9 protein-coding genes are annotated in these 13,827 nt (G+C 65.3%); all 9 read left to right on the forward strand.

What is annotated here, in order from left to right:
* Nucleotide 1: 1 nt before the first annotated feature.
* The 9 genes from Q8X51_RS09435 to tagQ all read left to right on the forward strand — a co-directional run bounded on the left by Q8X51_RS09435 (nt 2) and on the right by tagQ (nt 13,764).
* Complete coding sequence (locus Q8X51_RS09435) at nt 2–1,291, forward strand: DotU family type VI secretion system protein (protein WP_027608269.1); 1,290 nt, start codon at nt 2–4, stop codon at nt 1,289–1,291.
* Entirely contained in the window at nt 1,288–4,788 is a 3,501-nt protein-coding gene (gene tssM, locus Q8X51_RS09440; RefSeq protein WP_407693719.1) for a type VI secretion system membrane subunit TssM, read from the forward strand. Before Q8X51_RS09435 ends, tssM begins: the two co-directional genes overlap by 4 nt.
* Entirely contained in the window at nt 4,785–5,438 is a 654-nt protein-coding gene (gene tagF / locus Q8X51_RS09445) for a type VI secretion system-associated protein TagF (RefSeq protein ID WP_065926726.1), read from the forward strand. The genes tssM and tagF overlap by 4 nt, the downstream gene beginning before the upstream one ends.
* Nucleotides 5,439–6,158 carry a PP2C family protein-serine/threonine phosphatase gene (locus tag Q8X51_RS09450; RefSeq protein ID WP_065926725.1) on the forward strand — a complete coding sequence of 240 codons (720 nt, stop codon included), beginning with the start codon at nt 5,439–5,441 and terminating at the stop codon, nt 6,156–6,158.
* Nucleotides 6,155–9,163, forward strand: a complete 3,009-nt coding sequence (locus Q8X51_RS09455) for a serine/threonine-protein kinase (protein ID WP_407693718.1) — start codon at nt 6,155–6,157, stop codon at nt 9,161–9,163. Before Q8X51_RS09450 ends, Q8X51_RS09455 begins: the two co-directional genes overlap by 4 nt.
* The gene (locus Q8X51_RS09460) at nt 9,163–9,867 is read left to right on the forward strand and encodes an ABC transporter ATP-binding protein (protein WP_074847988.1); all 705 of its coding nucleotides are present in this window, start codon (nt 9,163–9,165) and stop codon (nt 9,865–9,867) included. Before Q8X51_RS09455 ends, Q8X51_RS09460 begins: the two co-directional genes overlap by 1 nt.
* Nucleotides 9,867–11,051, forward strand: coding sequence for an FtsX-like permease family protein (locus tag Q8X51_RS09465; protein ID WP_065926722.1), 1,185 nt, complete (start codon nt 9,867–9,869; stop codon nt 11,049–11,051). The genes Q8X51_RS09460 and Q8X51_RS09465 overlap by 1 nt, the downstream gene beginning before the upstream one ends.
* Nucleotides 11,044–12,753 (forward strand): formylglycine-generating enzyme family protein, encoded by a 1,710-nt coding sequence (locus Q8X51_RS09470; RefSeq protein ID WP_407693717.1) that lies wholly within the window; start codon nt 11,044–11,046, stop codon nt 12,751–12,753. Before Q8X51_RS09465 ends, Q8X51_RS09470 begins: the two co-directional genes overlap by 8 nt.
* Before the next feature lie 84 nt (nt 12,754–12,837).
* Nucleotides 12,838–13,764, forward strand: coding sequence for a type VI secretion system-associated lipoprotein TagQ (tagQ, locus tag Q8X51_RS09475; RefSeq protein WP_027608277.1), 927 nt, complete (start codon nt 12,838–12,840; stop codon nt 13,762–13,764).
* Nucleotides 13,765–13,827: the final 63 nt, after the last annotated feature.

Genomic DNA, 13,827 nt, shown 5'->3' on the forward strand with positions numbered 1-13,827 from the left:
GATGCATCCCAATGATGACGACCGCACCCAGTTCATGCCGCGCCCGGGTGGCCGCGCGCCGGAACCCGCGCGTGCCGAGCCGGCCCCGCTGTCGATGCCGGCCGCGCCGATCCTCACCGGCAAAAGCCAGGGCCTGAACCCGCTGGAAAGCGCCGCCGGCCCGCTGTTGGCGCTGTTGACGCGCCTGCGCAACACCATCGCGCACCCGGCGCCGGCCAGCCTGCGCGCGCAGTTGCTGGCGTACCTGCGCCAGTTCGAAGAACGCGCCGAAGCCGCTGGCGTGGCCCGCAACGAGGTGCTGCTGGCGCGCTACGCGCTGTGCACCGCCCTCGATGAAGCGGTGTTGAGCACGCCGTGGGGCAGCACCAGCGATTGGGGCAAGCAGAGCCTGTTGATCACGGTGCACAACGAAGCCTGGGGGGGCGAAAAAGTCTTCCAGTTGCTCGACCACTGCCTGCAAAGTCCACGGGAGCGCCTGTACCTGCTGGAGCTGTTGTACCTGTGCATGTGCCTGGGGTTCGAAGGCCGTTACCGCGTGATGAACGACGGTCGCAGCCAATTGGAAGCCTTGCGTGAGCGCACGGCGGCGGCGATTCGCAGTGCTCGCGGTGACCACGAGCGCGAGCTGTCGCCCCATTGGCGCGGCGTCACCGTCGCGCGTGATCGGCTGGCGCAGTTCATGCCGCCGTGGATCGCCGTGGCGATTGGCCTGGCGTTGTTGCTGGCCTTGCTGTTCACCTTGCGCCTGCTGCTCGCGGCGCAGGCTGAACCGGTGTTCAAGAACATCCATGCCCTGGGCGAGATCCCGGTGCAGGCCATCGACCGTCCCGTGGCGCAACCAAAAGTGATCGAGCGTCCGCGTCTGGCCGGCTTCCTGGCGGAAGACATCAAGGCCGGTCGCGTCGCGGTGGAAGACAAGGTCGACCGCTCCGTGGTCACCATTCGTGGCGATGAGCTGTTTGCGTCCGCCAGTTCCAGCATCGTCGATGACTACCAGCCGCTGATGCTGCGCATCGCCGACGCCATCCGCAAGGTCAAGGGCCAGGTGCGCGTCACCGGGCACAGCGACAACCGCCCGATTGCCACGCTGCGTTTCCCATCCAACTGGGCGCTGTCCGAAGCGCGGGCCAAGTCGGTATTGGAGATCCTCGCGGCCAAGACCGGCCAGGCTGATCGCTTCAGTGCCGAGGGCCGCAGCGACACCGAGCCGTTGGCGACCAACGCAACTGCCGAAGGCCGTGCCCGCAATCGTCGGGTTGAAATCACCGTATTGGCGGAGGGCGTCGAGTGAAGGCGTTTTTCAGTTTCATGATTCGCTGGGTGATCCCCGTGCTGGGCCTGATCGCCCTGAGCCTGATCATCTGGTTTGTGGGGCCGTTGCTCGACGTGCTGGTGCCGGAAGGGCGCCGTTGGGCGCTGATCATCCTGGTGTTTGCGGTGTGGATCGCCTACCGCGTGTTCCGCATCATCCAGGCGCGGCGCCAAGCGGCCGAAGTGATGCGCAGCCTGGCGGCCGAAACCCCGGCCGACCCCAACAGCGTGGCGACCGCCGAAGAGCTCACCACCCTGCGCCAGCGCATGGACGAAGCCCTGGCGCTGCTGAAAAAGGCCAAGCTCGGTGGCGACGAACGCCGCAACCTCTACGAGCTGCCGTGGTACGTGATCATCGGCCCGCCGGGTTCGGGCAAGACCACGGCGCTGGTCAACTCCGGGCTGCACTTTCCGCTGGCGGCCCAGTTGGGCGCCGGGGCGGTGCGCGGTGTTGGCGGTACGCGTCACTGTGACTGGTGGTTTACCGACCAGGCGGTATTGCTCGACACCGCCGGCCGCTACACCACCCAAGACAGCAATTCCACGGTGGACAAAGCCGCCTGGCTGGGCTTTCTCGACCTGCTGAAAAAGCAGCGCTCGCGCCGCCCGATCGATGGCGCCTTTATCGCCATCAGCCTGTCGGACCTGCTGCTGGGCACCGATGCCGAACGCGCGGCCCACGCGGCGGCGATCCGCCTGCGTATCCAGGAGCTGTACACCCAATTGGGCGTGCGTTTCCCGATCTACCTGATGCTGACCAAGCTCGACCTGGTGCCGGGCTTCATGGAGTTCTTCGACAACCTGAGCAAGGAAGAACGCGCCCAGGTCTGGGGCATGACCTTTGCCTTGGACGACGGCAAGAACAGCGACAGCCCCCTGGCGCACCTGCAAAGCGAATTCGCCGGCCTCGAGCAGCGCCTCAACGAACGCCTGGTGGAGCGCCTGCAACAGGAGCGCGACCCGGCGCGGCGCGACCTGATCTACGGTTTTCCGCAGCAGTTCGGCGCATTGAAGGACTGCCTGCAAAGCTTCCTCGAAGGCGTGTTCAAGCCCAATGCCTTTGAAGAGCGCGTGTTGCTGCGCGGCGTGTACTTCACCAGCGGCACCCAGGAAGGCAGCCCGATCGATCGCCTGATCGGCGCCATGGCCCAGAGCATGAACCTGGACCGCCAGCACCTGGCGCGCCAGAGCGGCACCGGGCGCAGTTACTTCATCGAAAAACTCTTCACCGCCGTGGCCTTTGCCGAACGAGGACTGGTGGGCGTTAACCCGAAAGTCGAGCGTCGGCGCACGTGGATCGCACGCGGTGTACTCGCGGCCACCGTGGCCTTGGTGATCGTGGTCAGCAGCCTGTGGTGGGTGAGTTATCGCGCCAACCAGGCGTATATCGCCCAGGTCGACCAAAAGGTCGCGCCACTGGGCCAGACCGTCCAGAACCTCAGCCCGGCGCAGCGTGAAGTGCTCGCGGTGCTGCCGCTGCTCAATGCGGTGAAGAACCTCGCGGGCGATTCGCCGAGCTGGTCCGAAGGCCTGGGGCTGTATCAGGGCGATATGCTCGAAGCCGAGTCCGCCAGCGTCTATCGCAAGCTGTTGATCGCCGTGTTCGCGCCGCGCCTGGTGACGCGCATCGAGGAGCAACTGCACGGCGGCGGCAACTCCGACTTCCTCTACGAAGGCCTCAAGGCCTACCTGATGCTCGCCGACAGCGAGCATTACGATCCGGACTTCATCAAGGCCTGGATCGCCCTCGACTGGGACCGCAACCTGCCGCGCGATCTGCCGGCCGATCAGCGCCAGGCGTTGACCGGGCACTTGCAGGCGCTGTTCGAGCGCCATCCGCCGAATGCGCGCCTTGACCCGCGCTTGATCGACGATCTGCGTCGCCAGTTGCAACAGCTGCCGGTGGCCCAGCGTGTCTACGACCGGGTCAAACGCCAGAAACTGCCTGAAGGTATCCCGGACTTCCGTATCAACGAAGCCGCTGGCCGCGATGCCGCGCTGGTGTTCAGCCGTAAAAGCGGCAAGCCGCTGGGCGAGCCGTTGAGTGGCTTTTTCACCGCCAAGGGCTATCGCCAGGCGTTTTTGCTCAGCAGCCTGAACCAGACCGGCACCCTGGCTGAAGAGCAATGGGTGCTGGGCCATGAGCAGGCCGATCAGCAGAACGTGGTCAGCCTGGCCGCCGATGTGCGTCGCCTGTATTTCCAGGACTATCAGCGCCAATGGGATGCGTTGCTCGCCGATATCGACTTTGTGCCCATCACCAGCGTGGCCCAGGCAGCCGATGTGCTGCGGGTGATTTCCGGCCCGAGTTCGCCGCTGAAAAAACTGCTGGTGGCAGTGGCCAAGGAAACCGATCTGCAAGCCGAAGAGCGCCAATTGGCCGCTAAAGGCGTGCCGGTGGAAGGTGGTGTCGACAAGCTCAAGGAGCGCCTCGGCAGCCTGCTCGGCCAGGAGCAACCGACGGCCAATGCGCCGGCTGCAGCGGATGATCCGGTGACCGCGCACTTTGCCGAACTCAACAGTATCGTCAGCAAGAACGAAGGCGAACCGGCGGCCATCGACGGCCTGTTGTCGGACATGAACGCGCTGTATGTGCAGGTCAGCGCCATGGTCGGGGCCAGCGGCGATGCCTTGCTTGGCGAGGCGAAGAACCAGGCGGCGGCTGCGGCCACACGGGTCAGCCTGAACGCCGAGCGCCAACCTCCGCTGGTGCAGGGCATGGTCAAGTCGGTGGTCAACTCCACCACCAACAGCATGATGGGCGGGGTGCGTAACCAACTGAACGCGGCGTGGGTCAGCGAAGTGGTCAACGTGTACCGCCAGTCCCTGGCCGGTCGTTACCCGATGTCGCCGGGCAGTGCGCGGGATGCGACCCTGGATGACTTCGGCCAGTTCTTCGGCGTGGGCGGGGTGATGGACAACTACTTCCGCAAATACCTGCAGCCGTACGTGGACACCTCGGCACAGACCTGGCGCTGGCAGCCGGGCGCGGCACAGAAACTCGGGATTGCGCCGGGCGTGCTGCAAACCTTCCAGCGCGCGGCGACGATCCGCGATGCGTTTTTCCGCTCCGGTGGCACCCAACCGATCGTGCGTTTTGAACTCAAACCGGTGTCGATGGACCCGACGATCACCCAGTTCCTGCTCGACCTCGACGGCCAGCAATTGAGCTACGACCACGGCCCCAGCCGCCCGGTGGCGATGCAATGGCCGAACCCCGGCAGCATTGGCGTGGTGCGTATCTCGATCATGCCGCCGTCGGCCAGTGGTCGCTCGGGCGTGACCCTCGACGGGCCGTGGGCCTGGTTCCGCCTGCTGGAGCAATCGGACCTCACCGCCGGCAACTCGCCGGACCGCTTCAACCTGCGCCTGCGGGTCGACGGTGCGAGCATCGCCTACGAGTTGCGTGCCAACAGCGCCTTCAACCCGTTCAAGAGCCGTGTGCTCAGTGGCTTCAGCCTGCCGGAGCGGCTATGACGACGCTGGGTTTCTACGGCAAGCTGGCCAGTCGCGGAGACTTCGTCAGCCGTGCCTTGCCCCAGAGCTTTATCGGCCCTTGGGACAGCTGGCTGGCGGCGGGGTTGCTCGCCAGCCAGAACAGCCTCGGCGCCGACTGGCTCAATGCGTACCTGGTCAGCCCTCTATGGCGCTTTGTGCTGGCGCCCGGCGTGTGCGGGCCGGACGCGGCGGCGGGCGTGGTGATGCCGAGCATTGACCGGGTCGGGCGCTATTTCCCGTTGGCGGTGGTCACCTTGCTCGATCACGACATCAACCCGGCGTCCCTGGTGGGCGGGCCGGACAGCTGGTTTGAGCAGGCCGAAGAGCTGTTGCTCAGCACCCTGGATGCCGGCGCCACGTTTGAACGCTTCAACGCTGGCCTCGATGACCTGGGCTTACCGGCGACCGAGCCGCGTGCGGTGGACAGCCGTTTCGCCGGCCTGCAGCGCGTGGCGGCCAGCGTGCCGCACCAGCGCATGACCGCGCTCGCCGAACAGGCCTGCGACGGTGCGAGCCTGTGGTGGGGGCGTGGTTCGCAGACGATTTCCCCTGGTTTATTGCGGTGTCAGGGCCTGCCTGCCGCCGGCGATTTTGCGCAGTTTCTGCTCGGACAAGAAGGTGTGGTGTAGATGGGGTCGACGTACAAATCCGCGAGCAAAAGCCATGTGGGCATGGTTCGCCAGGTCAACGAAGACGCGTGCCTGGACCTGCCGGAAAACCGCCTGTGGGTGGTGGCCGACGGCATGGGCGGGCACGCGGCGGGGGATTATGTCAGCAGCCTGATCGTCGACAGCCTGCGCAGCGTGCCGATGGGCCGTTCCCTCGACGAGTACTCGGCAGCCCTGCGCAATGACCTGACCCGCATCAACGCCGCCGTGCGTGAAGAAACCGCCAACCGTGGTGTGACCATGATGGGCAGCACGGTGGTGGTGCTCGCCGCGCGCGGTTTGCGCGGTGTGTGCCTGTGGGCCGGCGACAGCCGCCTGTACCGCCTGCGCGACGGCGTGCTCGAAGGCATCTCCCGCGACCACAGCTACGTCCAGGACTTGCAGGACAGCGGCCTGCTCAGCGAAGCCGATGCCCGCGTGCACCCGCGCGCCAACATCGTCACCCGCGCCATTGGCGTGGAAGCCCAGCTGGAACTGGCGGTGGTCGACCTGCTGATCGCCCCCGGCGACAGCTACCTGCTGTGCAGCGATGGCCTGAACAAGACCGTCGACGACCATGAGATCCGCGAAGTGCTCAGCCACGACGCGCCGGATGAAATCGTGCGCAGCCTGGTGCACCTGGGGCTCAACCGTGGCGCGCCGGACAACATCACCGCCATCGTCGTGAAGGTATCGGCATGAACATTGTGATTCCGGGCTATGACATCGACGGCGAGATCGGCGAAGGCGCCATGGCCAGCGTGTACCTGGCGACCCAGCGCTCCCTGGAGCGCAAGGTGGCGCTGAAGGTGATGGCGGCGGCGCTGGCGGCCGACCCGAGCTTCTGCGAACGTTTCCTGCGCGAGGGCAAGACCCTGGCGCGGCTGTCTCACCCGCACACGGTGACCATCCATGACATCGGCAATGTCGGTGAGCTGTACTACATGGCCATGGAATACCTGCCCAACGGCACGCTCAAGGAGCGCATCGCCGCCGGCCTGACGCCGGAGCAGGGCATTACGCTGATCCGCCAGATCGCCTCGGCGCTGGGCTATGCCCATGCCCAGGGGCTGGTGCACCGCGACGTCAAGCCGGCAAACATCCTGTTCCGCGCCGATGGCACGGCGGTGCTGTCGGACTTTGGCATTGCCAAGTCCCTGGACGACCGCACCCAATTCACCCAGGCCGGTTTTGCCGTGGGCACGCCGAGCTACATGAGCCCGGAGCAGGCGCGGGGACAGGAGATCGATGGCCGTGCCGACCTCTACGCGCTGGGCGTGGTGCTGTATGAAATCCTCGTCGGCAAGCTGCCGTACAACGGCAACGATGCGCTGTCCACCGCGCTGGCGCACCTGACCGAACCCTTGCCGGAATTGCCGGTGCACCACGGGCGTTATCAGGGTGTGTTGCGCAAGCTGTTGGCCAAGGACCCGGCAGAGCGTTTCCCGGATGCGGCGGCGTTGCTGCAGGCGCTGGATAACCTGCCTGCGGAGTCGCCGGAGGCCACGCTGGTGCGGCCGTTGCCGATCCCGCTGAGTTTTGATCTGGCGGGCATGACCCCGGTCACCATCGACATCCCGACCGACAGACCCCAGCCGCAACCGGTGCGCCAGCCGGTGGTGACGCCGACCCAGCATAACGCCGTGTCCGAGCAGCGTCGTGGGCCGGTGCTGGCACTGGCCGCCGTGGCGGTGGCCGTCGCATTGGCCATTGGTGGCGGCAGTTACTGGTGGTTGAGCGGCAGTGATGAGCCGGCCAAGCCGCCGGCTGCCGTCGTGCCTCAGGCCAAGCCTCCAGCGGCGGTCGCCGACGTGCCCCCGGCAACGCCCACTGCGGCCGCCGAAGTGGACGGCGGCCAACGGCCGTTGTTGATGGCCGGTAAGAAGACTTTGTTCCAGCGCGTGCTCAGCAAGCCCGGCGCCAAGCTGTCGGATGACGCCGGCGGCGCGCCGGGCAAGGCCCTGCCGGCGTTCTCCGTGCTGTATGTGTACCAGCGCAAAGACGTCGACGGCAGCCCGTGGGTGCGCGTCGGTGCCGCCACCGATGGCCGCAGCGACGGCTGGTTGCCGGCCGCCCAGGTCAGCGACTGGAAGCAAAGCCTCGTGCTCAAGTTCACCGAACGCTCCGGCCGGGCGCCGGTGATGTTCCTGCGCCAATCCGGCGAAGTGGAAAAGTTGCTCGCCGATCCAGCCGCCGCCAAAGGCGTGCTGGCCAAGGCGCAGAAGAACAGCGACGACAACGGCCAGGTCCTGGCCCTGGAGCCGGCCGCCAGCGCGGTGCCGCAGAACCAGTTCTACCTGTTGCCGATCTTCGACGCCAAGGAGAGCTTCGACGAAAACGGCCAGCCGGTGCAGTTGCTTAACGTTGCCTCCATCGACCCAGGCAGTAACGCGACGGCCAAGCCATCGACCCCGGTGATCAACGCCAATGCCGACGCCTTCCGCACTGCCGTGGTGCTGGTGGTGGACACCACGGTTTCCATGCAGCCCTACATCGACCAGATCCGCGATGTGGTGCACGAGCTGCAAACCCGTATCGCCGAGCGTGGCGAGCTGGACAGTGTCAGCTTCGGCATGGTCGGTTTCCGGAGCAGCATCAAGAAAACCCCAGGCCTGGAATACGTGGCCAAGACCCTGATCAGCCTCGACCAGGGCCGCGACCCGCAACGCTTCCTCGACATGGCGCGCCAGGTCAAGGCGTCCACCGTGTCCAGCCACTCCTTCAACGAGGACGCGTTTGCCGGGGTGATGCAGGCCGTGGACGGCATGGACTGGTCCGGCTACGGCGGTCGGATCATCCTGCTGGTCACCGATGCGGGCGCGCTGCGCAAGAACGACCCGTTTGCCGCCACCCAGATGAACGAAGCCGAAGTGCGCCAGGCCGCACTGGGCAAGCAGATCAAGATCTACGCGCTGCACCTGCGCACCGACGCCGGCAAGAAAACCCACGCCGGCGCCGAGAGCCAATACCGCACCCTCACCGCCGACGCCAACCCGCAGATCGGCGACCTGTACACGCCGGTGCCGGGTGGCGATGTGCGCAAGCTGGGCGAGCGTGTCGACGAGATCGGCAGCGTGTTCGCCAACCTCGTGCACCAGGTGCGCAGCAATACGCCGCAAGCGGTGCCGCTGCTGAGTGCCGCGCCGAGCCTGGCGGACAAATCCGCCGCGGTCGGCTATGCCATGCACATGGACTTCCTCGGTCGCCGGAACGCCAGCCAGGCGCCGCAACTGGTCAGTGCCTGGACCGCCGACCGCGACCTGACCAATCCCGCGCTGCCGGCGTTCCAGGTGTGCGTGATGCTGACCAAATTGCAGCTCAACGACCTGCAACAGTCGCTGAAACTGATCGTCGATGCGGCGCGCAAGACCCAGACCTCGCCCAAGGATTTCTTCCAGGAAATCGCCAGCGCCTCGGCCTATATGAGCCGCGACCCCCAAGCCCTGCGCAAGGGCGGCAACCTGGCCGACGGCGGCATTCTCGGCGAATACCTGGAAGGCCTGCCGTACCGCAGCAAGTCGCTGAACATGACCCAGGACCTGTGGTTGTCGTTGAGCGTGGCCGAGCAGGAAGACTTTATCGACGAGCTGGATTCGAAAATCCGCCTCTACGAAACCTTCCACAATGACCTGGCCAACTGGGTCCGTTTCGGCGATGCCGAACCGGGTGATGCGTTGTACCGCGTGCCGTTGTCGACACTGCCGTAATGCTGAACTTGAGCGCGGTGCACAAAAGCCGGGGTGTCGGCAGCCAGCGTTACAGCCTGGTGATCCCGGCGCTGCACCTGCGTGCCGGCGAGCAATTGGCAATTGTCGGGCCGAGCGGGTGCGGCAAGAGCACCTTGCTGGATCTGTTGGCGCTGGTACTGGCGCCGGATCAGGTGGGCCGGTTCGAATTCAACCGGCAGGACATTGGTGGACTGTGGCGCGCCGATCAGCAATCCACCCTGGCCGGGCTGCGCAGCCAGCACTTGGGCTATGTGCTGCAAACCGGCGGGCTGCTGGGCTTTCTGGATGTGCGCAGCAATATCGCGCTGTCCCGGCAACTGCTGGGGTTGAAAGACGATGGCAGCGTGACGCGCCTGGCGGAACAGCTGGAGATCAGCGACCAGTTGGCCAAGAAGCCGGCTGCGTTGTCGGTGGGCCAGCGCCAGCGTGTGAGCTGCGCCCGCGCCCTGGCCCATGCACCGCAACTGGTGCTGGCCGATGAACCGACGGCGTCCCTTGACCCGCTGAATGCCGAGCGCGTAATGCAGGCCCTGCTGGCCCAGGCCCGCGAGCACCGCGCCGCCTGTGTGATCGCCACCCATGACGAACCCTTGGCCCGTGCCAGTGGCTTGCAGGTGCGGCGCATCAGTTGCCGTCGCGATACCGATGGCGGCGTCACCGCGACCCTTGGGGAGGCGTGCTGATGCGCATCCCTTTGGTGGCGTCCCTGGCCTTTCAGGATTACCGCAACGATGCCTGGCTGTCGGCCTGTTCGGTGTTGGCGCTGGTGGCGGTGATTGCGCCGTTGCTGGTGTTGTTCGGCCTGAAATTTGGACTGGTTAGCAGTTTGACCGAACGTTTGGAGACCGATCCGGCCACCCGTGAAATTATTCCGCTGGGCGGTGGTCGATTCAGCAGCGCATTTGTCGAACAGCTCGGCCAGCGCAGCGATGTGGCGTTCGCCTTACCGCGCACGCGGCAGATTGCGGCGACGGCGCAGGTGGGCACGCTGACCCTGGAAATGCTGCCGACCGCTGCGGGTGATCCGCTGCTGAACGGCCTGCCGATGCCCAGGGGCCTGGACCGGATCGTGCTGAGCCACACCGCTGCCGAGAAGCTTGCGGCGCGGCCTGGGGATTGGCTGGAGACCAGCTTTGCGCGGCAAGTGGCGGGGCGTGTAGAAGCCCAGCGCACGCGCTTGCAGGTACTGGCGGTGCTGCCGCTGGAAGCCTTCGCCCGGGATGGGTTGTTTGCCGATTTGAGATTGCTGGAAGCGGCGGAAGATTACCGCGATGGCCGTGCGGTACCGGCGTTGGGTTGGGCCGGTGACGAGGTGGGTGTGAGCGAGCAGCGGGTGTATCCGGCGTTTCGCTTGTATGCGCGCAGCCTGGCCGATGTGGAGCCGCTGCGGGTATTTTTCGCCGGGCAGAATCTGTTGGTATCGACCCAGGCACAGACGATCGCCCAGGTGCAGTCGCTGAGCCGCAACCTGTCGATCGTCTTCTGGATCATCGCCGGGCTGGCCTTGGCGGGCGCGTTTGCGGCGATCTTCGCCGGGGCGTTGGCCGCTGTGGCACGCAAGCGCCGGGAATTGTCGGTGTTGCGTCTGTTGGGGTTTTCCACCGGCGCGCTGTTGCTGTTTGTGGTGCTGCAGGCGCTGTACAGCGCAGGGTTTGCCGCTTTACTCAGCGTTGGGCTGTATGGCCTGGCCGAGGCCGCGTTGAACAAGTTATTCGTGCAGGTGCCGGGCGAACACGCCAGCCACCTGCTGGCGCGTCACTATGGCCTGGCCCTGGTTGCAGTCCTTGGCGTCAGCGCCGTGGCGGCAGCCTGTGGTGGTTGGCGAGTGGCGCGTATCCAGGCTTCTGAAGGAATCAGAGATGTATAAGTTACTGGGCGCCGTTCTGGCGCTGAGCCTGGCCTCGCTGGCCATGGCCGATGAAGCGAGCGACAAGCTCGACAACCCCAAGCCGTTGCCCGACGACGTCAGCCTGCCGCTGCCGTGCGAAGGCACTATGGTGTTCCGCTATGCCTACGTGCTGGCCCAAGGGACCTTGGATGACCGCGAGATCAGTCTCGGCTACCCCTTCGCCGAAGGCGAGGCGGGTTACCAGCAGTCATTTATCTCCGGCTACCGCCGCGACTTTATCAACGGCCAGTTCACCCTCAAGGACTTGCCGAAAGACTGGAGCAAAGTCATCGCGCCGTTGATGCCGAAGACCGACGCCAAGACCCCGCTCAAGCCCATGCTGTACTTCATCGGCAAGTACGAAGTGACCGCCCGCCAGTACGCCCAGGTGATGGCCCAGGCGCAATCCCTGGCCAGTGGCGAACCGGCACCGGCGTGCGATGCGCCCACCGGCATGGCCGGGCGTTTGCCCAAGGTGAAGCTGTCGCGCTTTGAGGCTGAGCGCTTCTCGGCGGTGTACAGCGCCTGGCTGATGAAATACCACCGCGATTTGCTGCCGGTGAGCGGTCGTGGGTCGTCGGCGGAAGACGGCGGCCTGGGTTTCGTGCGCCTGCCCACTGAAGTGGAGTGGGAGTTCGCCGCACGCGGTGGCCAGGCTGTGAGTCGCCAGGACTTGGAAGGGCGCCTGTTTCCACGCCGCACCGAAGGCAGTGAAAGCGATGGCCCGCTGGGTGATTACGCGGTGTTCAACCAGGTCGCCGGCGGTACTGGCCAGGCCGCACGCTTGATGCCTATCGGTACCAAGCTGCCCAACCCCATCGGCATGTTCGACGTGATCGGCAACGCCGCGGAAATGGTCCAGGAGTCCTTCCAGCTGGTGCACGCCGGTCGTCGCCAGGGCACCTACGGCGGCTTTGTGGTCAAGGGCGGCAACTACCTCGAAGGCGAGGGCACGCTGTTTACCGGCATGCGCCGCGAATACCCGCTGTTCGCCGCCGACGGCACCGAGCAAAGCAACGAGACCACGGGATTCCGCGTGGCAATCGGGGCGTTGTCGGCGCCGCGCTCGCGTTACAAGGAGTTGTTTGCGCAGTGGCAGAAAGAAGGCCGCCTGGCCTCGCTGACCGACGCCATCGACGACGCCCAGGACCCGACCAAGCGCCTGGACAGCATCATCGCCGCCAGCGCCGACCCCAAGCTGCAGGCCGAGTTGGGGCTGGTCAATGAAGAACTCAAGCGCAATGTCTCGCTGATCGCCCAGCAACGCGAAGAAGCGGCGGGCAACCTGATTCAGTCGGCCGCGCTGGTGGCCGAGACCATCAGCAACTACAACATCCGCCTGGCCAACCTGCAGAAGAGTCGCCAGCAGGCTCTGGACAACAAGGAAGAGGCCAGCGCGGCACTGTTTGCCACGGCTATCGAGAACGGACGCAGCGCCCTCGATGGCGCGGTGGCGATCTATATCGACAACCTGGCCACCGGCACGCGTTACACCGATGCGGTGATCCAGGCGCAGTTTCAACGGATCAAGGAAGAGTTGGATCGCAAGCCCGTGCTCGGCAAGAGCCTGGTGACGCGCGCAACACTGTTCGTTCGCCATGTCGGCAACTACCGCAAGCAACAGCGGGCCGACCCGGCGACGATCTTGAAGGAATTGCTCGCAGCGAGCGGTCAGCGCTGATCGCTGGCTGTATGGCGAGCTTGGAAGGGACTCAGGCGGCAGTGGCCGCACTGGGCAAGTCAAACTTAGAAGAGAACACAACCTATGCTTTTTTCCCGTAAGGCGGTTTCCAAGCGTCACTTGCTGCTGATCGCGGCCGGTTTCAGCACTGTGCTGACCGGCTGCGCCACGTCGCCGGCCTCCAAGGTCGCGTCGAGCACCAAGGTCGAGTACTACCCCAACTGCTACGAGCCGGTGCAGCACTTGCGCGCCACCGATTCGAACATGACCAAGTCGGTGGTGACCGGTGCGGCCATCGGCGCGGCCGGCGGTGCCCTGCTCGGCGCCCTGACCGGCGACAAGGAAAAACGTGGCCGTAACGCCGCCATCGGCGCAGCGGGCGGGGCCCTGGCCGGCGGCGCAGCGGGGTACTACACCGAGCGTCAGAAGCAGATCGCCGACGACAACCAGCGCATTGCCTCGTATGCGGCTGACGTGAACAAAAGCGCCTCCGACATCGACCGCAGCACCGCGTACGCCAGGGCGTCCCAGCAGTGCTACCAGAGCGCATTCACCAAGTTGGTGGCTGATCGCAAAGCCAAGACCGTCAACGACACCGAAGGCCGCAAGCGCCTGGCGGAAATCGTTTCGGGCCTGAAGGAATCCAATGACCTGATCGTGGCGGTCAACGGCAAAGCCGCCGAAGACCTGAACAACTACACCCAGGCCTACGAGAAAGACCTGCAGCAGGTCGGCGTACAGCGTGCCGACGTGGTCACCGTGGCCAAGGCCGATGTAACGCCCGTTGTGACGCCGGGCAAGAAGAAAGGTACCGGCACCAAGCCACCGAAAAAGCCACCGCTTCCAACCGTACCAACAGAAGCCGTGAGCACCGAGAAAACCTTCCAGACCGCCCAGACCAAGCAGGATGAAAGCAAGAAGGTCGCCAGCGCCGGTAAAGCGCAGATCGAAGGCACTTGCCGCGATCCTAACCTGGTCGACTGGGCACCGGTGCCTTGCCCTAACGTTTAAGTAACATGCTGCTATAAGCGTCAAACGCCAGCCGATCTTCCGCTAATGCGCAAGATCGGTAGC

This window comes from Pseudomonas sp. Yb2C2, assembly GCF_052112325.1.
Classification (GTDB): domain Bacteria; phylum Pseudomonadota; class Gammaproteobacteria; order Pseudomonadales; family Pseudomonadaceae; genus Aquipseudomonas; species Aquipseudomonas marginalis.